Below are 22,318 nucleotides of genomic sequence, written 5' to 3' on the forward strand. Positions count from 1 at the left end.
TCACTATGCACGACAGCGAACAGATTTCAAAATCTGTTCGCTGTCTTTTGTCATTTGTTCGTAGCGCCGCACTCCGCTACGCGTACGGCCCCGGTGCGCGCAGCAGGTGGGCGCGGGCGGGCGGCAGGTTGCGCCACACCGTGCGCTCGCCCAGCCCGTACGTCGCCTCGAAGCGACGCAGCAGCCGCACCACCGCCCGGTGGCGGGCGCTCCGGCGGGGGCCCGAGGTGAGGGTGCGGGCCGTCGTGGTGCCGAGGTAGCCGAAGTAGGTCAGCTCGCCCCCCGGGGTCAGCAGCCGCAGGTAGAGGTCGAGGATGTTCCGCACCAGGGCCGGCTCGAAGTTGGTGAACGGCAGCCCGGACACGATCACGTCGTACCGCTCGCTGCCGCCCCCGTCCTCGGGCCCGCCCCCTCCTTCGGGCCCGGCTGCCGCCTCCGGCAGCTCCTCCACCCGGCAGGCCGACAACCGCAGACCCACCCCAGGCCTGCGTGCGGCCAGGGCGGGGTCCTCCCGCAGTCGGTCGGCGAACCGCGGGTTCGCCTCGACCACGTGCAAGCGGTCGCCCGGGCGCAGCACCTGGGCCAGTCGGCGGGTCACCACGCCCGTGCCGGCGCCGACCTCCAGCACCGAGATCGGACGGTTCGGGCGGCTGAGGGCCGGTACCACCAGCGCGTTCACCAGTGCCGGCCCGCTCGGCGCGAGCGCACCGGTGTCGTGGAAGGTGCGCAGCGCCTCGGCGAGGAACAGCAGGTGGTCCCCGCCGTGCGGCGAACCGTGCGGGTCGTGCGGAGAGCGCGGGTTGTACGAACCATGCGGGCCGGGCAGGTCATGCGGGTCGTGCGAACTGTGCTGCTGTGGAGGCGAATCGGGGCTCGGGTGGAGCTGTTCGGTCGTCATGGCACCGACGCTAGACAGGCCTGAAGTGCCTCGGATCGGCCGGTGAGCGGCGCTCACCCCCGACGAAAGTCGAGGGTGCCGCCGTCCGGAAGAAGGGGGTGCCGCGCTTCCGTCCGCCCGTAGCATCGAGCGAGCGGATGCGAACCGATGCGGGGGCGCGAATCCACGGACGAGCGGACGAGTAGACGAACGGACGAGCGGACGAGCGGACGGGATCGGGTGGGAGGAGCTCCATGCGCACAGGCCTGCTCGGCTGGTACGGCCCGGAGCACCGGCCCTGGGCCGACACGCTGTTGCTGCTCGGCATCCTCGGCCTCGCCGTCGAGGAGGGCGTCTCCCAGTGGCTGCACACCGACGGGCCGCTGCGGGTGCCGCGGACGGCGGTGGCCGCACTCGCCGCGCTCTCGCTGTTCCTCGCCCGCCGCCACCCCGTCGCCTCGGCCGTCCTGCCGGTGCTCACCGGTGGCCTGTTCAACCGGGCCTTCCCCGGCCTGATCAGCATCTACCACCTGGCCGCCCTCGGCCGGGTCGGCCCGGCTGCCGTCGGCGGCGCGGTGATCGCCGTGGTCACTGCCACCCGGGCGGACTCGCTGGTCGGCTGGGCCGGCACCACCGGCTCCCAACTCCTCGTCCAGGCAGCCACCCTGTCCTTCGGGCTGTGGTTGCACGGCCGCCGCGTGCTGATCCGCACGTTGCACGCCCAGGTCGAAACCCTCCGCCGGGAGCGGGAGTTGCGCGCGGAGCAGGCCCGGTCCGCCGAACGCGCCCGGATCGCCCGGGAGATGCACGACGTGCTGGCCCACCGGCTGAGCCTGCTGGTGCTGCACGCCGGAGTGCTGCGTGACCAGGCCCGGGCCGGTACCGTCGCCGTCGACCAGGACCGGCTCACCCACCGCCTCGAACTCCTGCGCACCGCCGCCGCCCGATCGCTGGACGACCTGCGCGACGTCCTGGGCGCCCTGCGCGCCGACCCGCCGGAGCGCCCCGCCGCCGAGGCCGAACCGCCCGCACCGACCGGGGCGCCGCGCGTCCCGGCACCCGCCCTGCGCGACCTCACCGACCTGGTCGACGAGGCGAACCAGGCCGGGCAGCAGGTCGAACTCGCCCTCTCCGGAGACCCGGAGGCCGTGCCCACCACCCACCGGCTCGCCGTGCACCGGGTGGTCCAGGAGGCACTCACCAACGCCCGCAAGCACGCCCACGCCGCGCCCGTCACCGTCCGGGTCGGCTACGGTGCACCGGCGACCACCGTCGAGGTCCGCAACGGTCCGGGCGGGACCATGCCGAACGGGCCGGTCACCGGGGGCGGGTACGGGCTGGTCGGGCTCGGCGAACGGGTCGGTGCCCTGGGCGGTCACCTGGACGCGGGCCCGGACGGCGCCGGCGGCTTCCGACTCTCCGCCCGGCTGCCCGCCCCGGACCGGCCGCCGCTGGCGGTGCCGACCTCGGGGCCTCCGCAGGGAGCGCCCTCGCCGTCCAAGCCGGCGCTCCCGAACTCTGCGCTCGCGAACTCTGCGCTCGCGAACTCTGCGCTCCCGAACTCTGCGCTCCCGAAACCTTCGCCGCCGAGGGCCCCGCGCTCGAAGTCCTCGCCGTCGAAGTCCCAGCAGCCGAAGGATGGCGCATGATCCGCACGATGGTGGTCGACGACGACGCGCTGGTGCGCCTCGGCCTGGTCGACCTCCTCGCCCAGGACCCGGCCCTGACCGTGGTCGCCGAGGCCGCCGACGGGTTGCAGGCCGTCGAGTTCGCCCGCGACCGCCGGATCGACGTCGCGCTGATGGACATCCGGATGCCCCGGCTGGACGGGATCGCCGCCACCCGGCGACTGCGCCAACTCCCGGACGCCCCGCGGGTCATCGCCCTCACCACCTTCGACCTGGACGAGTACGTGTACCAAGCGCTCGCCGCCGGGGCCGACGGCTTCCTGCTCAAGGACACCCCGCCCGCCGAGATCGCCCGGGCCGTCCACGTGGTCGCGGCCGGCCAGGGGATGCTGCACCCCGCCGCCGCGCGACGGCTGATCGACCGGTACCACCGGGTCGGCGCGCCACGCTCCGTCGCCGCCCGCGGCCGGATCGCCGGGCTCACCCCGCGCGAGACCGACGTGCTGCGGGAACTCGCCGACGGGCTGTCCAACGCTGAGATCGCGGGCGTGCTGGGGATGCGGGAGAGCACCGTCAAGGCGCACGTCAGCCGGATCCTGACCACGCTCGGCGTGGCCAACCGGGTCCAGGCGGCGCTGCTCGCACGGGATGCGGGGCTGGTCGGGGACGGCGCCTGAGGGTGGGCGCTCGCGAGGGCAGGGCGGGGCGCAGCGTCGGACGGTGTTCACGCGGATGTTCCCCGGCCGTCGGTCCGGGCTTCGCCGCGGGCTTCCCTGAGCCGCCGCGTGCCTCCGGTTGGTACCGCCCGCTGAGCCGTTGTCACCCATCCGGCGTGGAAATGCCGTGCCTTGGTGGTTTGCGCTGCCGAACCCCGGCGGCGGGTCCATGGTGGAGATGGGCGCGATCCGGCGACCGCGCCCGCGCGTCGATCCGGGCCCAACCCCGGGCACCCGCCGCTTCCTCCGACGGGTGCCCGAAAGCGGGGCCCGTACCGGCACGCTGGGAGCAGGGCCACCTCGCAGGAAACCGAACGGTTCTTCTAGGCTCACATCTCGGCTTCCCTGCGGCGGTCCGGCCCTTGCGCCCGCCACCAGGAAGCCGCCGTCCACGGGGCTCCGGGCGGAACCGGGGCCACCGGATCGAGCGAGGAGGACGCAATGCCAAGCACGCCGCCCAACCGTTCCACCGCACTTGAGCCAGACGGGCCGTTCCGACGGGCCGTCCAGCATCCCGGCCGACCGGCGCGGTCCGGCGGGGCCTGGCACCCGGGCGGGAGCGGTCGGCAGGTACGGCCGCTGAATACCGGCGGCGGTCGCGGAGGCGAGCGTTGAGTCCCCAGATCGTCGGGTCGCCGACCGCACCGGATGCCGCCGCGGAACCCGACCGCGTACCCGCGGCCGTGACCGTTCCCGTGACCGTTCCCGCTGCGGCCGATGGTGAGGCCGTGGCCGTCGTAGCCGGACCCGTGGTGGTCGGACCTGCTGTGGCCGGTTCGTCCACCGCCGGTCCCTCCGCCGCCAGTCCTTCCGGCACCGGCCCGTCCGCCGTCGCCACCGCCGTTGCCGCTGCGGCCAAGTCCGGTGCCACGGCGGCCGGGTCCACCGCCGTCGGTGCGACTGCCGCCGGCACCGCCGCCACGATCGGCACCGCGGCCCTGCCCGGACTGCCGCAGGCGCTCAGCGCCCGGGCCCGTACCCTCGCCGGTGCCGTCCGGCGCCGTTGCGCGGACCTGGCGGGAATCGAATCACCGAGTGGCGACGCTCCCCGACTCGACGCGCTCGCGGAGGAGTTGGAGGCGGGATTCCGGGCCACCGGGGCCATCGCCCGACGTGAACCCGGGCCGGCCGGTGACCACCTGGTGCTGGAGTGGGAGGGCCGGGACGAGACCCTGCCACACCTGCTGATCGTCGGCCACCACGACACCGTCTGGCCCGTCGGCACCCTGGCGGACTGGCCGGTCGCCGAGCAGGACGGGCGGCTCACCGGGCCCGGTGTGGTCGACATGAAGGGTGGACTCGCCATCCTGGAGGGCGCGTTGGCGCTGCTCGCGGACCTGGGGCAACGGCCGCACCGCACCGTACGGCTGGTCGTGGTGTCCGACGAGGAAGTCGGCAGCCCGGACGGGCGGCGCCTCGTCGAACGCCAACTGCGCGGCGCGGCAGCCGTCCTGGGGCTGGAGCCGCCGCATCCGGACGGGCGGTTGAAGACCGCGCGGCGCGGCAGCACCCGGGTGCGGGTCACCGTCACCGGTCGGGAGGCCCACGCGGGCAACGACGCCCACGACGGGGTCTCGGCGGTGGACGAGCTGGTCGACCAGCTGGTCCTCGTCCGCGGCCTGGCCGGCCAGCCCGGTACCGAGCTCAACACCGGTCGGATCAGCGGCGGTTCACGGGCGAACGTGATCGCCGGAAGGGCCGAGGCGGAGCTCGGCCTGCGATTCTCCACCACCGAGGCGCAGCGCCGCACGCTCGACAACCTCGCCCGGCTGACCGCGCTGCGGCCGGGGGCGAGGGTACGAACGGAGGTGCTGTCCAGTCGGCCGGCCTGGCCCGAGCGGACCGGCAACCCGCTGCTCAGGCACGTGCGTTCGCTCGCCGCGGTGCTCGGGCAGCAGCTCGACGGCGCCCCGGCGGGCGGTGCCGGGGACACCAATCTGCCCGGCTCGCGCGGGCTGCCGACGCTGGACGGCTTCGGCGCGGTGGGTGCGGGTGCCCACGCCCGGCACGAGTACATCCGACTGGACCAGCTCGCTCCGCGGATCGCCCTGCTGGCGGCGCTGCTCGCGGTGCCGCTGCCGCGGCTGCGGGACCGTGCGGAGGGGTGATCATCCGCGGTTGACGGTTGACGGTTGACGGTTGACGGTTGACGGTTGACGGTTGACGGTGAGCAGGTGACAGCGAACAGATAACAGCTGACAGATTTCAGATTATGTCAGCTGTTATCTGTTTTCTGTTCGCTGTTCCCTGTTCCCTGTGTTCGCCACGCCACTCCCTTGCCATCCCTCTGCCCCGCCGCGCAGAATGGTACCGACCGAACGGTCAGTCGGTTGGCGCCCCAGGCGCCGGAGCGGGAACACGAGCGGGAACACGAGAGGGGACCGTGGTGACAACAGAGGTGGCAGAGGCGGTCCCCGCGCAGACGCCGGAGGACCGGTTCGACGCGGTGATCGCCGCCGAGCAGCGGATCGAACCCCGGGACTGGATGCCCGACGCCTACCGGGCCACCCTGATCCGCCAGATCGCCCAGCACGCCCACTCCGAGATCATCGGCATGCAGCCGGAGGGTAACTGGCTCACCCGGGCCCCCTCACTGCGCCGCAAGGCGATCCTGCTCGCCAAGGCCCAGGACGAGGCGGGCCACGGCCTCTACCTCTACGCCGCCGCCGAGACCCTCGGCGTCGACCGCGCCGAGCTCACCGAGAAGCTGATCAGCGGCCGACAGAAGTACTCCTCGATCTTCAACTACCCCACCCTCACCTTCGCCGACGTCGGCGTGATCGGCTGGCTGGTGGACGGCGCCGCGATCTGCAACCAGGTCCCGCTCTGCCGTTGCAGCTACGGTCCTTACGCCCGCGCCATGGTGCGGGTCTGCAAGGAGGAGTCCTTCCACCAGCGCCAGGGCTACGAGCTCCTGATGACCCTGATGCGCGGCACCGAGGGCCAGCGCCGGATGGTCCAGGACGCGGTCGACCGCTGGTGGTGGCCGTCGCTGATGATGTTCGGCCCGCCGGACGCCGACTCGCCGAACACCGCCCGCTCGATGGCCTGGCGGATCAAGCGCCACACCAACGACGAGCTCCGGCAGCGCTTCGTCGACATGACCGTCCCGCAGGCCGAGCACCTGGGCGTCACCCTCCCCGACCCCGAGCTGCGCTGGAACGAGGGGCGCGGCGGCTGGGACTTCGGTGAGCCGGACTGGTCCGAGCTGACCAGGGTCATCCAGGGCCAGGGCCCGTGCAACGCCCAGCGGGTCGACCGCCGCCGGGCCGCGCACGAGGACGGCGCCTGGGTGCGCGAGGCGGCCGTCGCCTACGCCGCCAAGCGTGCCGCCGAACACGCCGCAGCCGCCGAGCGGCACACCCCCGAACAGGAGAACGGAAAGTGACCGAGCCCCAGGCCGAGCGCCGGCCCGCGCCCCAGTCCGAGCCCGCGGCACGGCAACAGCCCCAGTCCAAGGCGGGCTGGCCGCTGTACGAGGTGTTCGTGCGCCCCCGGCGCGGCCTCAACCACGTCCACGTCGGCTCGCTGCACGCCTCCGACGACCGGATGGCGCTGCTCGCCGCGCGCGACCTCTACACCCGCCGCAACGAGGGCGTCAGCCTCTGGGTGGTCCGCTCGGACGCGATCACCGCCTCCACCCCGGACGAGCGCGACCCGTTCTTCGAGCCCAGCGGCGACAAGGTCTACCGCCACCCGACCTTCTACGACATCCCCGAGGATGTCCCGCACATCTGACGGGGGAGCCACCGTGCACGACCACACCACGTCCGCCACCGAGGACGACCACGTCTACCTCAGCCTCGCCGGGGCCGCCCCCGGCCCCGAGGGCGAGGGCCGCTGGGCGTACGGGACGGGCTTCTCCGACCCGCTGCTCGGCGTGGACACCGCCCTGCCCGCCGGCCTGGCCGGTGCCGACCTCGCCGCCTACTGCCAGATGCTCGGCGACGACGCCCTGGTGCTCTCCCAGCGGCTGATCGAGTGGTGCACCCGGGCGCCCGAGCTGGAGGAGGAGGTCGCGCTCGCCAACCTGGGCCTCGACCTGCTCGGCCAGGCCCGGCTGCTGCTCACCCGGGCCGGTCAGGCGGACGGCTCCGGCCGCACCGAGGACGACCTGGCGTACTGGCGGGAGGAGCACGAGTTCCGCAACGTCCGCTTGGTGGAGACCCCGAACGGCGACTTCGCGTACTCGATCGCCCGGCTGCTGCTGTTCGCCACCGCCCGCGGCGCGCTGTACGCGGCGCTGAGCGCCCACCCGGACCCGGTGCTGGCCGCGGTCGCGGCCCGGGGCGTCAAGGAACTGGCGTACCACCGCGAGTACGCCACCGCCTGGACGCTGCGGCTCGGCGACGGCACGCCGTACTCGGCGGAGCGGATGCAGGCCGGGCTGGACGCGGTCTGGCCGTTGCTGGAGGAGCTGTTCACCGCCCACCCGGTGGAGCTGCGGGTCGGCGTCGATCCGGCGGTGCTGCGCGAGCCGGTGCTTCGGGAGCTCGCCGCCGTCGTCGCCGAGGCCGGGCTGACCGTGCCGGAGGTCCCGCCGCTGGCCACCGTGCTGGGCCGGGCCGGCCGGGACGGCGTGCACACCGAGGAGCTCGGTCCGCTGCTCGCCGAGCTGCAGGTGGTGGCCCGCGCCCACCCGGGGGCGACGTGGTGACGGGCACTGCGGACGTGACGGGCAGCGCGGACGTGACGGGCACCGCGGACACCGTCCGCGAGGCGGCCTGGTCGGTCGCCGCGGGCGTCCCCGACCCGGAGCTGCCCATGCTCACCCTGGCCGACCTGGGCGTGCTGGCCGAGGTGGAGGTGGACGGCGGCAGCGGTACGGTCACCGCCTGGCTGACCCCGACCTACTCGGGCTGCCCGGCCGTGGCCGAGATGGCCGCCGACGTCGACCGCCGGCTGCGCGCCGCCGGGTACCCGGACGTCCGGGTGCGGCTGCGGCTGGACCCGCCGTGGTCCACCGACCTGATCACCGCCGAGGGCCGTCGCAAGCTCGCCGAGGCGGGCATCGCCCCGCCGCGTCCGACCTCGGCGCTCGCGCCCGGGGCCGGGCCGGTCCCGCTCACCCTCGGCCCCACCCGCGCGGGAGCCGCGGCCCCCGTGCCCTGCCCGCACTGTGGTGGCGCCGACACGGAGGAGCTGTCCCGCTTCGGGTCCACCGCCTGCAAGGCGCTCTGGCGCTGCCGCGCCTGCCGCGAGCCGTTCGAACGCGTCAAGGAGATCTGAGAATGCCCGCCGCCTCGTCCGCCGCCGCCCCGGCCGGCTCCTCCGTCCCCGCCGCGACCTCCGCCGCGACCTCCGCCGCGACCTCTGCCGAGGCCGTCCGCCCGGCCCGCCGTCCGAGCTTCCACCGGCTGCGGATCGACCGGGTGGAGCAGCTCTGCGAGGACGCCGTCGCGGTGACCTTCGCGGTGCCGGACGGCCTGGCGGCCGAGTACGCGTTCCGGCCCGGGCAGACCCTGACCCTGCGCAGACTGGTGGACGGAGTCGACGAGCGCCGCTCGTACTCGATCTGCGCCCCGGTGGGCGGACCGCTGCGGATCGCCGTCCGGGAGGTGCCCGGCGGGCTGTTCTCGCGCTGGCTGGTGCGCGAGGCCCGGTTCGGCGAGGAGGTCGAGGTCCTGACCCCGTCCGGCCTGTTCACCCCCGAGCTCGGCGTCCCCGCCGACCACGTACTGCTCGCGGCGGGCTCCGGCATCACCCCGATGCTGTCCATCGCCGCCTCCGTGCTGGCCGCCGACCGCCGCTCCACCGTCACCCTGCTCTACGGCAACCGGCGCAGCGACACCGTGATGTTCGCTGACGAGCTGGCCGACCTCAAGGACCGCTACCTCGGCCGGTTCCAGCTGGTCCACGTGCTGTCCCGGGAGACCAGGGACGCCGAACTGCTCAGCGGTCGGCTGGACCCGGAGCGGGTCCGGGCGCTGCTGGCGGCCCTGGTGGACGTCGGCGGCGTCGGGCACTGGTGGCTGTGCGGCCCGTTCGGCATGGTCGCCGGGGCGAAGGAACTGCTTGCCGACCTGGCAGTGCCCGGCGAGCGGGTGCACCAGGAGCTGTTCCACGCCGAGGACGAGCCGCTCGCCGAGCGTGACGAGGACTGGGACGGCGCCGACGGCGAGGCCGGGGCCGCGACGGGCGAGCGCAGCGAGGTCACCGTCGTCCTCGACGGCCGGGGCAGCACCCTCACCCTCCCGCGCGACCGCTCGATCCTGGACGGCGCCCAGCGCTCCCGCCCCGACCTGCCGTTCGCCTGCAAGGGCGGGGTCTGCGGCACGTGCCGGGCCCTGGTCACCGAGGGGGAGGTGGAGATGCGCCGCAACTTCGCCCTGGAGGAGAAGGAGCTGGCGGCCGGCTACGTCCTCACCTGCCAGGCCCGTCCGGTCACCGACCGGGTCACCGTCGACTACGACCGCTGACTCCTGCAGCTCCTGCCCGTTGCGGCTCCCGGCCGCTACGGTGGGCTACCCGCGGGACAAGCTCTACGCTCGTCCGCCGTCCGCGCTGCTCGGCAACTCGCCGCCGGCGACGGCCAGTCGCGCGAGGTGCTGGTGCTGGTGGGGGTGCTGCTGGGCGGGTGGGCCGAGGTCGAGCGCGACCGGTTCGGCGGTCGGGTACCGGACGTGGGCTGACCCGGGTCACACCGTGGCCGGGGCGGGTGCCGGCGCGACGTCCCGCGTGGTCTGCTCGGCGGTCGCCTCCGCGGTCTGGTGCGCGGTCTCGTGCGAGGCCTCCTTCGCCGGCTCCCCGAGCAGCTTGACCAGGTCGTTGACGGCGGCGCGGCCCGCCCGGTTGGCGCCGATGGTGCTGGCGGACGGGCCGTAGCCGACCAGGTGGACGCGCGGGTCTGCGGTGGCGCGGGTGCCGGTGAGCGCGATGCCGCCGCCGGGGGAGCGCAGGCCGAGCGGGGCGAGGTGTCCGACCTCGGGGCGGAAGCCGGTCGCCCAGATGATCGCGTCGACCGCCAACTCCTGGTCGCCCCAGGCGACTCCGTGTTCGGTGAGCCGGTCGAACATCGGTCGGCGCTGCAGCGCGCCCAGTTCCTCGGCGCGGCGGTAGGCGACGGACGGGCCGAGGCCGGTCACGCTCACCACGCTGCGCACCGGCAGGCCCCGGCGGACCCGCTCCTCGACCTTGGCGACCACCGCGCGTCCGTACTCGGGGGTGAACGGGCCCTCGTGGTACACCGGTTCGGAACGGGTGACCCAGACCGTCTCGCCGACCGCGGCCACCTCCGACAGCACCTGGATCGCCGAGGCGCCGCCGCCCACCACCAGGACCCGCCGACCCGCGAACTCCTCGGGGCCGCGGTACTCGGCGTAGTGCAGCTGGCGGCCCGCGAAGCGGCCCGGGTAATGAGGGAGGAAGGGGCGGGTCCAGGTGCCGGTGGCGTTGATCAGCGCACGGGCGGACCAGGTGCCGTGGTCGGTCTCGACCAGCAGGCGGGAGTCGGGGCGCTCGGACTCGGCGCGTACGGCGCGCACCGCGACCGGGCGCACGACCGGCAGCGCGTGCCTGGCCTCGTACGCCGTGAAGTACCCCGGCACCACCTCGCGCGCGCGGGCTTTCGGGTCGGGCGCCGGGAGTTCGGCGTCCGGGAGGTCGTGGAAGCCGTGCACGGTGGCCATCCGCAGGGACGGCGAGCGGTGCGCCCAGGCGCCGCCGGGGGTGGCGTTGGCGTCGAGCACGACGAAGCCGCCGTCGGCTCCCTCCCGGTAGGGGGCGAAGCCGCGGCGGCCGAGGTGGTAGGCGGCGGACAGCCCCGCCTGTCCGGCGCCCACCACCAGGACGTCCACGCGCCGCCGGGCGGCCTCGCCGCTTGCCTTGGTTGCACCGTAAACAGTCACGCACGTGAAACATCGCGGGGTCGGCGACTGTTCCCGCTCGGTGACGAGGGGCGGGGCGGAGCGGAGCGGGCCGGGCCGGGGCGGGCCAGCAGGGCCAGGGGTGGGCCGGGGTCTCAGCCGATCGGCGAGATCACCGCGGCGGTGCCGTACGCGCAGACCTCGGTGCCGACGTCCGCGGCCTCCGTCACGTCGAAGCGCATCATCAGCACCGCGTTGCCGCCGCGCGCCTTGGTCTGCTCGATCAGCCGCTGCATCGCCTCGTTGCGGCTCTCGACCAGGGTCTTCGTCAGACCCCTCAGCTCGCCGCCGATCAGTGACTTGAGCCCGGCGCCGATCTGGCTGCCGAGGTGGCGGCTGCGCACGGTCAGTCCGAAGACCTCGCCGATCACGTGGTCGACCCGGAAGCCGGGGATGTCATTGGTGGTCACGACCAGAACGTCGGCGTTCGGGCCCTGCCCGCCGCCGTACTCGTTGATGTCAGCCATGGGGCCCATCCTGCCGGTGTCGTGCGTCCGAGTGACAGAGGCGCGGCCGGGACGTGGCCGAGAAGGTCCCCGGAAGCTGGTTCGGACCGGTGATCGGGCGGCGGAAAAGCCGTACCGTAGCCCCATGGGCGAGCGAAGCGATCATCCGCAGGGGCCGGGCGCGGCAGAGTACTCCGGCGCGCCGGAGATCGAGGCGACCGTGGTGCTGGGCCTGCGGATCAACGACTGGCCGGCGCTGCGCGCGGCCGCGATCAGGGCCGTCGAGGAACTGGACTTCGACGGCGTCGACCCGGCCGGCCAGCGCCGCGAACTGCTGCGCGAGGTGGCCGAGGACGCCAACGCGGCGCTCGGCGCGCTGCTCCACCCCGACCGGCTGGTGGCCGCCATCCCCGGGGTCGAGGCGATCGGCGGCACGCTGGAGATCAGCGTCACCGAGGACTTCACCCCGGACTTCGCCGAACTGTTCCCACTGGACGGCGAGGACGAGGACGGCGGCGCGGGCGCCGACTGGACCCTCACCCCGCGTACCGCCTGTCTGCTGCACGCCCAGCTGCTCGGCCTGGCCGACGCCGCCTACGACGACCTCGACGAGCACGGCGACGACCCGGTGGTCGACGGCGAGGACATCGACTGGACGGTCTACGCCCGGCTGCCCCAGCGCACTTGGCGGCTCCACCGGGGCTGGCGGCGCACCATGGCCCGCACCTTCGACGACCTGGCCGACGACCTCGCGCTCGGCGAATGGCCGCTGCCGCGCTGCCTCGCCGAGGAACTCGCGCTGCGGATGGCACTGGTGGACGCCCGGACGCTGCTGGGCTCCCAGCCCGAGTCGGTCGCCGACATGATGGGCGACCTGCCCGCCGACCTGTACGACTACGACTGGGACGGCTGCCACGACGAACTGTTCGGCGTCTTCGGGCCGGACGACGGGGACCCGGAGCTCGGCGCGGAGCAGCGCACCGAACTGCTGCTGGCCGCGACGCACCCCGAGGGCTGGTTCCTGATGTACGAGGACGCGGAGGAACGGGACCCGCAGCGCGGCTACCGCCGCTGAACGGACGTCGGGAGCGGCGGCCGGGTGGCCCGCCGCCGGGGCACGGCGGTGGACGGGCGGCTAGGCTGCGGATATGTCCGATGTGTCTCGTTCATCTGGTTCATCCGGTGCGTCCGGCATGCGTGGTGTGCCCACGGGGGAGTCGGGTTCGGACCGGTGCGGTGCGGTGGCGGCGGGTGCGGACGAGTCGGTGCTGGGCCGGATCGCGCTCGGGCTGGACGGTGTGCGGGCGGCGCAGCGCGGGCGGACCGCCGAGGCGCGGGCCAGCTTCGAAGCCCTGTGGGAGGAGTTGGGGGAGCGGGACGTCTTCCACCGGTGCGTCCTGGCGCACTACCTGGCCGACCTGCAGGACGACCCCCGCGCCGAGTTGGAGTGGGATCGGCGGGCCCTCGCGGCCGCCGACTCGCTGACCGCCGAGCGCGCCCGGACCTACGGGCCGGCGCTCCAGGTGCGGGCCTTCTACCCCTCGTTGCACCTCAACCTGGCCTCCGATCACCTCAAGCTAGGGGAGCCGGACCTCGCGCGCGAACAGCTGGAACGGGCGGTGCGGAGCCTGGACGCGCTGCCGGAGGACGCGTACAGCGCGGGGATCCGGGCGGCGGTGGACGAGCTGCGGCAGCGGCTGCGTTGACCGGCTGCGTTGACCGGCTGCGTTGAGCGGCGCGGGGTGGGCCGGGGGTGGGCCGGGGGTGGTGGTGGCCGGGCTGGCATGCTGGACGGGTGACTTCTCCGTTCGACGCCCCGGCTCCCGTTCCCGCCCCCGACGACGTTCCCGGCCCCGAGGACCGCGACGCGCGGCCTCAGTACGTGCTGCCGCTGGTCGTCCGGTTGGAGAAGGCCACGCCGCCGGGGCGGACGGACGCGCTGGAGACCTCGGCGCGGGCGGTGCTGACGCTGCTCGCCGACCCTCGGGTGACCGAGGTGGACGGGGAGTGGACCGAGCGGGTCGCGGCCTGGGAGGACGCCCGGATCCGCAAGGTGGTCCGGCGGGCCCGGGGTGGGGAGTGGCGCCGGGCCGGGGAGCTGCCCGGCATCACGGTGCGGGGGCGGGAGGCGGAGGTGCGGGTGTTCCCGCCGATCCCGCTGGACGGCTGGCCCAAGGACCTCGCCAAGCTCCAGGTCTCCGGCACGGACCTGGAGGAGACCATCGAGGCCGGCGCCCCCGAGCCCGGGCTGCCGGTGCTGTGGCTGAACCCGGAGCTGGAGATGAGCGCGGGCAAGACCATGGCCCAGACCGGGCATGCGGCGCAGCTCGCCTGGTGGCGGCTGGACGAGGCGCAGCGCAAGGAGTGGGCGGAGTCGGGCTTCGCGCTCGCGGTCCGCACGGCGGCGCCGGAGGCGTGGGAGGAGCTGGTCCGCAGCGGGCTGCCGGTGGTCCAGGACGCCGGCTTCACGGAGATCGCCCCGGGCAGCTGCACGGTGATCGCGGAACACCCGGCGCTGCGGTGAGGGTGGCGGCGGACAGATGGCAGAAAACAGATGACAGCGAACGGATAACAGATAACAGCGAACAGATTTCGAAATCTGTTCGCTGTTATCTGTTTGTTGTCATCTGTCACCCAATGCCCGTCGCCCGCTATCCGTTCGAGGCCCGTCGGCGGCGCATCGCCCGCAGTCCGCCGTAGCCGGCCGCTGCCGTCCAGAGCGCCATGATCAGCAGCCCGGTCCAGTGTCCGTAGTGGATGCCCGGCTCGGTCCGGGTGCGCATCGCGTACAGGCCGCCCCGGTCGGGCAGGAACTGGCCGGCTTCGCGGACACCGGGGATCGCGGCCAGCCAGGTGGTGCCCAGGAACACCATCGGTGTGAGCAGGCCGAGGGCCGCGCTGAAGTTGCCCAGCATCGCGGTCAGTCCGAGGCAGAGCAGCACCATCAGCGGGTGGTAGAGCACCCCCGCCAGGAAGCTGCGCGCCAGGCCGGGGGTGGAGAAGTCGAGGCCGGCGGTGGCGTGGACGGCGAGGAAGCAGCCCGCCGTCGAGACCAGGCCCAGCAGCAGGCCCAGCGCGGCGCCGAGGGCGAGCTTGGCACCGTACAGTCGGCCGCGCCGGGGGACGGCGGTGAGCGAGGTGCCGAGCATCCGGGTGTTGAACTCCTGCCCGATCAGCAGGATTCCGAGGCAGGCCACGGCGACGTGGCCGAACAGCAGCCCGAAGTAGATCATGTCGGCCGGGTCCTTGCCGGAGCCCGGCGCAGGCGGTCCCTCGCTGGCGCCGACGGCCGCGGTGATGCCGACGGTCAGTGCCAGGCCGGCCAGCGGGGCCGCCCACTGCGAGGGCAGGGTGGTGAACTTGATCCGCTCGGCGCGCAGGGCGTTGCCGAAGGCCATCGCCATCTCTCTTTCGTCCAGGGGTACTTGGGGCGATTCCGGCTCACCGGCCGGTGCGCTGCAGGGCGCGCAGGCCGCCGTACGCCGCCAGGGCCGTCCAGAGCGCCATGATCAGCAGCCCGGTCCAGTGCCCGTACGTGGTCCGCGGGTCGTCGGTGTAGCGCATCGCGTACTGGCCGGCTCGGTCGGGCAGGAACTGGACGGCGTCCCGCGCACCGGGTACGCCGGCGAGCAGGGGGGAGAGCAGGAAGACGGTCGGGGTCAACAGGCCCATGGCGGCGGTGAGATTGCCGAGCCGGGCGGTCACGCCGAGGCAGAACACCACCAGCAGGGCCGGGTAGAGCACTCCGGCCGTGGCCGCGCGGGCGAAGGCGGGGCCGTGCCAGTCGGCGGGGACGGTGGCCGCGTACCCGGCGAACGCGCCCGCGGTGCCGAGCGCGCCCGCGCCGAGGCCGACCAGGGCGCCCAATGCCAGTTTGGCACCGTACAGTCGGCGGCGCCGGGGGACGGCGGTGAGCGAGACGTCGAGCATCCGGGTGTTGAACTCCTGGCCGATCAGCAGGACTCCGAAGGAGACCAGGGCGGCCTGGCCGAAGTTGAGCCCGTAGAAGACGCCGACGCCCGGGTCGTCGGTGAGGTGGTGGTCGGCGTCGCGGAGTACCGCGCCGACGGCGGTGGTGACACCGGCGGTGAGCAGGACGGCCAGCAGCGGCGGGAGCCAGAGCGAGCGCAGGGTGGTGAGCTTGATCCGTTCGGCGCGAAGGGTGTTGAGGTTCACGCGGCGGCCTCGGCGCGGTACTCGACGCTGTCGGCGGTCATCCGCATGAACGCCTCCTCCAGCGAGTCCTGTTGGACCGCGATCTCGTACAGCACCACGCCGTTGGCGGCGGCCAGCGCGGCGATCCGCTCGGGCTCCGCGCCGGTCACCTCCCAGGCCCCGCCGTCGACTTCGGTCGCGTCGAGGCGGTGGTCGCCGGCGCCGAGCAGGGCGGCCAGCCTGGCGGGGTCGACGGCCCGCACCCGGATCCGGGACCGGCCGTGGCGGTCGATGAACTCGGCGGTGGCCGCGTCGGCGAGCAGCCGACCGCGGCCGATCACCACCAAGTGGTCTGCGGTGAGGGCCATTTCGGTCATCAGGTGGGAGGAGACCAGCACCGCCCGGCCCTCGGCGGCGAGGTCGCGAAGCAGGGTGCGGATCCAGCGGATGCCTTCCGGGTCCAGGCCGTTGACCGGTTCGTCCAGCAGCAGCACCGGCGGGTCGCCGAGCAGGGCGGCGGCCACCCCGAGGCGCTGGCGCATCCCGAGCGAGAACCCCCGGATCCGCCGCTCCGCAGCCTCGGCCAGCCCGACCTGGGCGAGCACCTCACCGACCCGCCGCTCCGGCAGGCCGTTGCTCGCGGCGATCCAGCGCAGGTGGCCCCGCGCCGTGCGGCCGCCGTGCAGGGCCTGGGCGTCCAGCAGCGCGCCCACCTGCCGCAGCGGCTGGGCGAGTTCGGCGTACGGGCGGCCGCCGACCAGGGCTCGCCCGGCGGTGGGGCGGTCCAGGCCGAGGATCAGCCGCATGGTGGTGCTCTTCCCGGCGCCGTTCGGGCCGAGGAAGCCGGTCACCACGCCGGGCCGGACGTCGAAGGACAGCTCGTCGACGACCCGTCGGCCGTCGTACTCCTTGGTCAGGCCCTGGATCTCGATCACGGCCGTCCTCCCTCCTCGCAGGTGGTCACCGTCCTTGCTCCGGACGGTGGTTCCATTCGACCGGAACGGGCCGGTCGGGCGGATCCCGCCGCAGCGGGGATCCGCCTCCCTCCCGGGAGGGAGGTCGCGGCGGTCCCGCGGGGGAGCCCGGGCGGCCGCTGAGCTGGCAGGATGGCCGGGTGCCAGGAATGACCGCGTCCCGGTTGAGGGACGGAGCGACCAGGATCCTCGCCCCGCTGGTGGCCGGGGCCACGTACGCCCGGATGCTGCACCTGCTGGTCGGGTGGATCTTCGCGGGCGTCGTCCTGCTGGTCTATCCGGGGACGTACCACAAGACCCTCGGCGAGATCGTGGTGAAGGCCGTCGCGGTGGACGCCGTGCTGCTGGCGCTCATCGCGCTCGTCCCGGCGGCGCGGCGGGCCGAGGGTGTGCAGGCCCGGTTGCTGCTGGTGCCCGACCGCGAGGAGGACATCGGCGTCGAGCCCTCCCGTTCCGGGGCGGACCGGCGGCGCATGGCCGGCTGGCTGATCGGGCGGGTGGCGCTCGGTACGGCGGTCGGCTTCGCGACGGTCGTCGGGCTCACCCGGGCCTACGACCTGCTCACCGGTCCGGATGCCGTCCGGTACCTGCTGCCCGCGCCGCTGGTGGTGCTCGGCTACGGCTGGCTGGTGATCGGCGCCGGTCGCCTCCAACTCGCTATGGCAGAAGGCCTGTTGGGTCCGTCTCCGGCGGAGCGGCTGGCGGAGGCGGAGCTGCGGGCCGAACGGCTGCTGGAGCGCAACCGGCTGGCCCGTGAGTTGCACGACTCGATCGGCCACGCCCTGACGGTGACCGTCCTCCAGGCCGGCGCGGCTCGCGAGGTCGGGGACCCGGCCTTCGCCGCCAAGGCGCTCGAAGTCATCGAGGAGACCGGGCGGCGGGCGATGGAAGACCTCGAGCGCACCCTGGTGCTGCTGCGCGAGACCCCGGCGGGCGGCGCGGGCGGCGCGGGCGGCAACGGGACGGGTGGGTACGTGACGGGCGGGCAGGGGGCGGCCACCGAACAGCCCGGCATCGACCAGCTGCCCGCGCTGTTCGACACGGCCCGCGCGGCGGGCAGCCCGGTCGAGGCGTGGATCGAGGTGCCGCCGGGAGTGCTGCCCGGGGTGCTCTCGCGCGAGACCTACCGGATCGTCCAGGAGGGCGTCACCAACGCGCTCAAGTACGCGCCCGGCGAGCCGGTCGCCGTCCGGATCGCCGTCCGGGACGGACGGTTGGAGCTGAGCTGTGCCAACCGGTTGGTGGCGCTGCCGGGCCGGGGCGGCCCCGGCCGGACGGGCTCGCGCAAGGGCGGCAAGGGGCTGCGCGGCATCCGGGAGCGCGCCGCACTGCTCGGCGGCGAGGCGACGGCCGGGGTGACCGCCGGGGGGACCGCATCCGGGGCGGCCGGTGACGGGGGTGCGGAGTGGGTGCTCGACGTCCGGCTGCCCCTACGCTTGGGCGCGTGACGAATGATCTTGCAGGCGGGGCCGGGGCCGGGAGCGGGAGCGGAGGCGGCACTGGCATGACCGACGTCCTGCTCGCCGACGACGAGGGACTGGTCCGGGCCGGACTGCGGGCCGTTCTGGAGGCCCAGGGCGACCTGCGGGTGGTCGGCGAGGCGGCCGACGGCGCGGAGGCGGTGGCCCTGGCCCGCGCGCTGCGCCCGCAGGTGGTGCTGATGGACGTCCGGATGCCCGTCCTGGACGGCCTGGCGGCCACCCGCGAACTGCTGCGCCCCCGCGCCCCGGGGGAGTCGCCGCCGCGGATCCTGGTCGTCACCACCTTCGAGAACGACGACTACGTCTACCAGGCGCTGCGCGCGGGTGCCGACGGCTTCCTGCTCAAGCGCAGCCGTCCGGCCGAGATCGTCCACGCGGTACGGCTGGTGGCGGCCGGCGAGTCGCTGCTGTTCCCGGCCGCCATCCGCCGACTGGCCGCCGGGCACGGCAACCCCGCCGCCCGCGCGGCGATGGACCGGGCGGCGCTGACCGGGCGCGAGGCCGAGGTGCTGCGGCTGATGGCGCGCGGGCTCAGCAACGGGGAGATCGCCGAGCGGCTGGTGCTCGGGGTGCAGACGGTCAAGACGCACGTCAGCGGCGTGCTGGCGAAGCTCGGCGCGCGGGACCGCACGCAGGCGGTGATCGCCGCGTACGAGTCGGGGTTCGTCGAGCCGTCGGAGTAGCCCCACCGCCGGAACGCTTCCGGTGGTGGCTGTGGTGGCTGTGGTGGCTGTGGGGTCGGCGGGGTCGGCGGGGTCGGGCCCGGGCGTGGTCAGGCCGGGTAGGCGTGGGTCTGGGTGGCCTTGACCGAGGCCCAGACCGCCGCCCCCGGCGCCAGCCCCAGTTCGGCGACGGCGGCCGGGGTGAGGTCGGCGGCCATCGGCAGGGCGCCGGCGAGTTCGGCGCGCACCTGGTCGCCGTGCAGGTCCAGGCCGATGACCTCGGCCGGCCACAGGTTGCGGGCGCTGGACTGCGGCCGCTCCCGGTAGAGGGTGACGGCGGAGGGCGGGAAGGCCACGAACGCCGGTCCGGACAACTCCTCCGCGGTGGTCAGGACGGTGCCGTCCGGGAGGGTGACCCGGGTGCCCTCGGCCCGGCCCTGGTACAGGTTGAGGCCGACCAGGCGGGCGATGTAGTCGGTGCGCGGCCGGCGGGCGACCTCCGCCGGGCTGCCGGACTGCACCTCGCGGCCGTCCTCGATCACCACCAGCCGGTCGGCCAGCACCATCGCGTCCAGCGGGTCGTGCGTCACCAGTACCGCAACGGCCTCGAACTCGGCCAGATGGAGCCGTAGTTGGGACCGTACGTCGAGCCTGGTGCGGGCGTCCAGGGCGGCCAGCGGCTCGTCCAGGAGGAGCAGTCGGGGGCGGACGGCCAGGGCCCGGGCGAGTGCCACCCGCTGGGCCTGGCCACCGGAGAGCCGGCCGGGGCGTACCGCGGTCTGCCCGGTCAGGCCCATCCGCTCCAGCCAGGCCGCGGCCTCGGCCCGGGCCTCGCGCTTGGGGCGGCCCTGGCAGCGCGGGCCGAAGGCGACGTTGTCGAGTGCGCTGAGGTGCGGGAACAGCAGGTAGTCCTGGAACACCACGCCGACCGGCCGCTGTTCGGCCGGGGTGTGCAGGCGCCGGGCCGGGTCCTCCAGGACCTGGCCGTCCAGCCGCAGGTGGCCGTCGGTGAGCGGGAGCAGGCCCGCGAGGGCGCGCAGCGCGGTGGACTTGCCGGCGCCGTTCGGGCCGAGCAGCGCGATCACCTCGCCCGGGGCGGCGTTGAGCGTCAGGTCGAGGGCGAACGCGGCGCGGTCGACCCGCAGGTGGGCGTCCAGGGCGTTCACGGCGTCCAGGGCGTTCACGGCGTTCACCGCGGCGGGAGTGGCGGGGACGGAGGCAGCAGGCGTGGTGGCAGCGGGCGTGGTGGCAGCGGAGGGTGAGGCGCCGTCCGGCGTCGGGATGTTCATCGGTTCGACCGTCCTGTCGGCGTCCAGGGTGACGGGGGCGGCGTCCGGTTCCGGGGTCACGGGGTCGACACCCAGCGGTCGCGCAGGCCGACCAGGACGGCGACGGAGACCACCAGCAGTACCAGCGACAGCGCGATCGCGGCCTCCGGGTCGGACTCCATGGCCAGGTAGACGGCCAGCGGCATGGTCTGGGTGCGGCCCGGGAAGTTGCCCGCGAAGGTGATCGTCGCGCCGAACTCGCCGAGCGCCCGGGCCCAGGCCAGGACGGCTCCGGCGGCGATCCCCGGGGCGATCATCGGCAGGGTGACCCGGCGGAACGCGGTCAGCCGGGAGGCGCCGAGGGTCGCCGCCGCCTCCTCGAAGCGGGGATCGGCCGCCCGCAGCGCGCCCTCCACGCTGATCACCAGGAAGGGCATCGCCACGAAGGCCTCGGCGATCACCACCCCGGTGGTGGTGAAGGGCAGGGTGATGCCGAACGCCGAGTCCAGCCAGGACCCGACGATGCCGCGCCGCCCGAGCACCAGCAGCAGCGCCACACCGCCCACCACCGGCGGCAGCACCAGAGGCAGGGTGACCAGCGCCCGGATCACCCGCCGGCCGGGCAGCTCGGCGCGGGCCAGCAGCCAGGCCAGCGGGACACCGAGGACCAGCGACACCGCCGTCGCGGCCGTCGCGCAGATCAGCGACAGCCGCAGGGCGTCCCAGACGGCGGCGCTGGTGAGCTGCTGGGACAGGCTGCTCCACGGTGCCCGGGCGAGCAGCCCGACCAGCGGCAGGATCAGGAACGCCAGGCCTAGCAGCGCCGGGAGCAGCAGCGTGACCGGGACGCGCTGCGCGCCCGGGCGGCGCGCGCCACTGCGGCGGCCCGGCAGGGTCCGCGCGGGCCCTGCCGGTGCCGGGGCGACGTGGTCCTCGCCGGGGTCGGTGCCGCCCCGCCGGCCCTGGGCGGCGCCGCGGTCGCGGCCGCGCCCCTGGCCGGGTGCGGGGTCGGTGGTGCGGTCCTTCACGGCGCCTGGAAGCCCGCCGCGGTCAGCACCTGCTTGGCTTCGGGCGACTGGGCGTAGGCGACGAAGGCGGCGGCGCCGTCCTTGTTCGGCGCCTTGGCCAGCGCGGCGATCGGGTAGTCGTTCACGGCCTTGGCGGCCTCGGGGAAGTCCACGCCGTCGATCTTCGCAGCATCGGCCTGCACATCGGTCTTGTACACCAGCGAGGCGTCGACCTCGCCGAGCTCGACCTTGGTCAGCGCGCCCTTGACGTCCTGCTCCAGGGTGACCGGCGTGAGGTCGACGCCGGCGGCCTTCAGCGCGGTGAGGGCGGCGGCGCCACAGGGCACCTCCTTCGCGCAGAGCGCGACCTTCACACCGGAGCCGGTGAGGTCCTTGAGGCCCGCGAGGTGCTTGGGGTTGCCCTTGGGGACGGCGATGGCGAGGGTGTTCCTGACGAAGGTCGTCGGCCGGCCGCTCGCGCCGCCCGCGTCGGTGACCGTCTTCATGGTGGCCGGACTGGCGGCGGCGAAGACGTCCGCCGGGGCACCGGAGTTGATGCTGGTCGCGAGAGCGGAGCTGCCGCCGAAGTTGAACGTGACCTTGGTGCCCGGGTTGGCGGCCTCGAACTTCTTGCCGAGCTCGGTGAAGGTCTCCTTGAGGGAGGCGGCGGCGAACACGGTGATGGCGCCCTTGGCCTTCGGGGCGGTGGCGCCGTCGGTGCCCGTGGCACCCGTGGCACCCGTGGCGGCGGTGGTCGCGGCCGAGGAGGCGGAGGCGGAGCCGGAGGCCTTGCCGCCGTCGCTGCCGCAGGCGGTGGCCCCGAGGCTGAGGGCGAGGGCCGCCGCGGCGGCGGCGGCGAGTCTGCGGGTGGCGGTGCTGCGGGTGCTCATCGGTGCTTCCCCTCCAGGGTTCGCGCCGGAAGGGGCGCGGAGGCGTGACCGCAGGTGCGGCCATGATGGCGATCATAGTGCCGCAGATGCGAGCGATAAATCCTCTGTCGCATCGCACAGCGAGGGCGGCTCGGGGGCCTCGGGGCTGCTGTGCGAAGGCTCAAACGTGCGTGGACGGTTCGGGGCGGTCGCGCGGCGCGGGTTCGGCGTGGCGGAGCGGCGGAGCGGCGGCGTACGGCCGGTGGAAAACCCGTCGCGTCCGGGTGGGTGGAACGGTCAGAGTGGGCGCAGCCCGTACGTGCGGCCGGCCGTCGGCCGCCCGGGCCCGACGGTCGATCCGAACGGATCC

The 22,318-nt window shown here is 74.5% G+C and carries 22 protein-coding genes; 13 read left to right on the top strand and 9 right to left on the bottom strand.

Annotation, left to right across the window (positions count from 1 at the left end):
* Nucleotides 1-76: 76 nt before the first annotated feature.
* Nucleotides 77-898, bottom strand: coding sequence for a class I SAM-dependent methyltransferase (locus ABTY61_RS08385; protein WP_350504153.1), 822 nt, complete (start codon nucleotides 896-898; stop codon nucleotides 77-79).
* A gap of 233 nt (nucleotides 899-1,131) precedes the next feature.
* On the opposite strand from ABTY61_RS08385, the gene ABTY61_RS08390 reads away from it, so the two are divergent.
* The 8 genes from ABTY61_RS08390 (at nucleotide 1,132) to paaE (ending at nucleotide 9,640) form a co-directional block, all read left to right on the top strand.
* A complete protein-coding gene (locus ABTY61_RS08390; protein WP_350504154.1) occupies nucleotides 1,132-2,526 on the top strand; it encodes a sensor histidine kinase in 1,395 nt (464 codons plus the stop codon).
* Entirely contained in the window at nucleotides 2,523-3,182 is a 660-nt protein-coding gene (locus ABTY61_RS08395; RefSeq protein WP_350504155.1) for a response regulator, read from the top strand. The genes ABTY61_RS08390 and ABTY61_RS08395 overlap by 4 nt, the downstream gene beginning before the upstream one ends.
* A 767-nt stretch (nucleotides 3,183-3,949) precedes the next feature.
* Nucleotides 3,950-5,329 carry a M20 family metallopeptidase gene (locus ABTY61_RS08400; RefSeq protein WP_350504156.1) on the top strand — a complete coding sequence of 460 codons (1,380 nt, stop codon included), beginning with the start codon at nucleotides 3,950-3,952 and terminating at the stop codon, nucleotides 5,327-5,329.
* Between the two features lie 275 nt (nucleotides 5,330-5,604).
* On the top strand, nucleotides 5,605-6,609 hold the full coding sequence (paaA, locus tag ABTY61_RS08405; RefSeq protein ID WP_502895241.1) for a 1,2-phenylacetyl-CoA epoxidase subunit PaaA: 1,005 nt from the start codon (nucleotides 5,605-5,607) through the stop codon (nucleotides 6,607-6,609).
* Between the two features lie 83 nt (nucleotides 6,610-6,692).
* Nucleotides 6,693-6,959, top strand: a complete 267-nt coding sequence (gene paaB, locus ABTY61_RS08410; protein ID WP_217680971.1) for a 1,2-phenylacetyl-CoA epoxidase subunit PaaB — start codon at nucleotides 6,693-6,695, stop codon at nucleotides 6,957-6,959.
* Complete coding sequence (paaC, locus tag ABTY61_RS08415) at nucleotides 6,943-7,878, top strand: 1,2-phenylacetyl-CoA epoxidase subunit PaaC (protein WP_350504158.1); 936 nt, start codon at nucleotides 6,943-6,945, stop codon at nucleotides 7,876-7,878. The genes paaB and paaC overlap by 17 nt, the downstream gene beginning before the upstream one ends.
* A 32-nt stretch (nucleotides 7,879-7,910) precedes the next feature.
* Nucleotides 7,911-8,450, top strand: a complete 540-nt coding sequence (paaD, locus tag ABTY61_RS08420; RefSeq protein ID WP_350504255.1) for a 1,2-phenylacetyl-CoA epoxidase subunit PaaD — start codon at nucleotides 7,911-7,913, stop codon at nucleotides 8,448-8,450.
* A 2-nt stretch (nucleotides 8,451-8,452) separates the two neighbouring features.
* Nucleotides 8,453-9,640 carry a 1,2-phenylacetyl-CoA epoxidase subunit PaaE gene (gene paaE, locus ABTY61_RS08425; protein WP_350504159.1) on the top strand — a complete coding sequence of 396 codons (1,188 nt, stop codon included), beginning with the start codon at nucleotides 8,453-8,455 and terminating at the stop codon, nucleotides 9,638-9,640.
* 219 nt (nucleotides 9,641-9,859) lie between these two features.
* On the opposite strand, the gene ABTY61_RS08430 is transcribed toward paaE, so the two are convergent.
* Entirely contained in the window at nucleotides 9,860-11,068 is a 1,209-nt protein-coding gene (locus ABTY61_RS08430) for an NAD(P)-binding domain-containing protein (RefSeq protein WP_350504160.1), read from the bottom strand.
* Between the two features lie 113 nt (nucleotides 11,069-11,181).
* On the bottom strand, nucleotides 11,182-11,553 hold the full coding sequence (locus tag ABTY61_RS08435) for a YbjQ family protein (RefSeq protein ID WP_350504161.1): 372 nt from the start codon (nucleotides 11,551-11,553) through the stop codon (nucleotides 11,182-11,184).
* Nucleotides 11,554-11,677: 124 nt separating this feature from the next.
* Between ABTY61_RS08435 and ABTY61_RS08440 the strand changes: the two genes are divergently transcribed.
* The 3 genes from ABTY61_RS08440 to ABTY61_RS08450 all read left to right on the top strand — a co-directional run bounded on the left by ABTY61_RS08440 (nucleotide 11,678) and on the right by ABTY61_RS08450 (nucleotide 14,056).
* Complete coding sequence (locus ABTY61_RS08440; RefSeq protein WP_350504162.1) at nucleotides 11,678-12,607, top strand: hypothetical protein; 930 nt, start codon at nucleotides 11,678-11,680, stop codon at nucleotides 12,605-12,607.
* A gap of 118 nt (nucleotides 12,608-12,725) precedes the next feature.
* A complete protein-coding gene (locus ABTY61_RS08445; RefSeq protein WP_350504163.1) occupies nucleotides 12,726-13,238 on the top strand; it encodes a hypothetical protein in 513 nt (170 codons plus the stop codon).
* Between the two features lie 89 nt (nucleotides 13,239-13,327).
* The gene (locus ABTY61_RS08450; RefSeq protein ID WP_350504164.1) at nucleotides 13,328-14,056 is read left to right on the top strand and encodes an aminoacyl-tRNA hydrolase; all 729 of its coding nucleotides are present in this window, start codon (nucleotides 13,328-13,330) and stop codon (nucleotides 14,054-14,056) included.
* Nucleotides 14,057-14,183: 127 nt separating this feature from the next.
* On the opposite strand, the gene ABTY61_RS08455 is transcribed toward ABTY61_RS08450, so the two are convergent.
* Genes ABTY61_RS08455 through ABTY61_RS08465 form a run of 3 tightly spaced genes read right to left on the bottom strand, consistent with a single transcriptional unit; the run spans nucleotide 14,184 to nucleotide 16,622 of the window.
* The gene (locus tag ABTY61_RS08455) at nucleotides 14,184-14,936 is read right to left on the bottom strand and encodes a hypothetical protein (protein ID WP_350504165.1); all 753 of its coding nucleotides are present in this window, start codon (nucleotides 14,934-14,936) and stop codon (nucleotides 14,184-14,186) included.
* A gap of 37 nt (nucleotides 14,937-14,973) precedes the next feature.
* Nucleotides 14,974-15,708, bottom strand: coding sequence for a hypothetical protein (locus ABTY61_RS08460; protein ID WP_350504166.1), 735 nt, complete (start codon nucleotides 15,706-15,708; stop codon nucleotides 14,974-14,976).
* Nucleotides 15,705-16,622: an ABC transporter ATP-binding protein gene (locus ABTY61_RS08465; RefSeq protein WP_350504167.1), complete on the bottom strand. Its 918-nt coding sequence runs from the start codon at nucleotides 16,620-16,622 to the stop codon at nucleotides 15,705-15,707. The genes ABTY61_RS08460 and ABTY61_RS08465 overlap by 4 nt, the downstream gene beginning before the upstream one ends.
* A gap of 188 nt (nucleotides 16,623-16,810) precedes the next feature.
* Between ABTY61_RS08465 and ABTY61_RS08470 the strand changes: the two genes are divergently transcribed.
* Nucleotides 16,811-18,109, top strand: a complete 1,299-nt coding sequence (locus ABTY61_RS08470; RefSeq protein ID WP_350504256.1) for a sensor histidine kinase — start codon at nucleotides 16,811-16,813, stop codon at nucleotides 18,107-18,109.
* 56 nt (nucleotides 18,110-18,165) lie between these two features.
* Nucleotides 18,166-18,825 (top strand): response regulator transcription factor, encoded by a 660-nt coding sequence (locus tag ABTY61_RS08475; protein WP_350504168.1) that lies wholly within the window; start codon nucleotides 18,166-18,168, stop codon nucleotides 18,823-18,825.
* An 89-nt stretch (nucleotides 18,826-18,914) separates the two neighbouring features.
* On the opposite strand, the gene ABTY61_RS08480 is transcribed toward ABTY61_RS08475, so the two are convergent.
* The 3 genes from ABTY61_RS08480 to modA all read right to left on the bottom strand — a co-directional run bounded on the left by ABTY61_RS08480 (nucleotide 18,915) and on the right by modA (nucleotide 21,969).
* Nucleotides 18,915-20,153, bottom strand: coding sequence for an ABC transporter ATP-binding protein (locus tag ABTY61_RS08480; RefSeq protein WP_350504169.1), 1,239 nt, complete (start codon nucleotides 20,151-20,153; stop codon nucleotides 18,915-18,917).
* On the bottom strand, nucleotides 20,150-20,965 hold the full coding sequence (locus ABTY61_RS08485) for an ABC transporter permease (protein ID WP_350504257.1): 816 nt from the start codon (nucleotides 20,963-20,965) through the stop codon (nucleotides 20,150-20,152). The genes ABTY61_RS08480 and ABTY61_RS08485 overlap by 4 nt, the downstream gene beginning before the upstream one ends.
* 131 nt (nucleotides 20,966-21,096) lie before the next feature.
* Nucleotides 21,097-21,969, bottom strand: a complete 873-nt coding sequence (modA, locus tag ABTY61_RS08490) for a molybdate ABC transporter substrate-binding protein (RefSeq protein ID WP_350504170.1) — start codon at nucleotides 21,967-21,969, stop codon at nucleotides 21,097-21,099.
* Nucleotides 21,970-22,318: the final 349 nt, after the last annotated feature.

Source organism: Kitasatospora sp. NPDC096128, from assembly GCF_040303105.1.
GTDB lineage: Bacteria > Actinomycetota > Actinomycetes > Streptomycetales > Streptomycetaceae > Kitasatospora.

Excerpts from the sequence above, each read along its gene's own strand:
- ABTY61_RS08385 (WP_350504153.1), bottom strand. The coding sequence starts at position 898 with ATGACGACCGAACAGCTCCACCCGAGCCCCGATTCGCCTCCACAGCAG.
- ABTY61_RS08390 (WP_350504154.1), top strand. The coding sequence starts at position 1,132 with ATGCGCACAGGCCTGCTCGGCTGGTACGGCCCGGAGCACCGGCCCTGG.
- ABTY61_RS08395 (WP_350504155.1), top strand. The coding sequence starts at position 2,523 with ATGATCCGCACGATGGTGGTCGACGACGACGCGCTGGTGCGCCTCGGC.
- paaC (WP_350504158.1), top strand. The coding sequence starts at position 6,943 with ATGTCCCGCACATCTGACGGGGGAGCCACCGTGCACGACCACACCACG.
- paaE (WP_350504159.1), top strand. The coding sequence starts at position 8,453 with ATGCCCGCCGCCTCGTCCGCCGCCGCCCCGGCCGGCTCCTCCGTCCCC.
- ABTY61_RS08435 (WP_350504161.1), bottom strand. The coding sequence starts at position 11,553 with ATGGCTGACATCAACGAGTACGGCGGCGGGCAGGGCCCGAACGCCGAC.
- ABTY61_RS08440 (WP_350504162.1), top strand. The coding sequence starts at position 11,678 with ATGGGCGAGCGAAGCGATCATCCGCAGGGGCCGGGCGCGGCAGAGTAC.
- ABTY61_RS08445 (WP_350504163.1), top strand. The coding sequence starts at position 12,726 with ATGCGTGGTGTGCCCACGGGGGAGTCGGGTTCGGACCGGTGCGGTGCG.
- ABTY61_RS08455 (WP_350504165.1), bottom strand. The coding sequence starts at position 14,936 with ATGGCGATGGCCTTCGGCAACGCCCTGCGCGCCGAGCGGATCAAGTTC.
- ABTY61_RS08470 (WP_350504256.1), top strand. The coding sequence starts at position 16,811 with ATGACCGCGTCCCGGTTGAGGGACGGAGCGACCAGGATCCTCGCCCCG.
- ABTY61_RS08475 (WP_350504168.1), top strand. The coding sequence starts at position 18,166 with ATGACCGACGTCCTGCTCGCCGACGACGAGGGACTGGTCCGGGCCGGA.
- modA (WP_350504170.1), bottom strand. The coding sequence starts at position 21,969 with ATGAGCACCCGCAGCACCGCCACCCGCAGACTCGCCGCCGCCGCCGCG.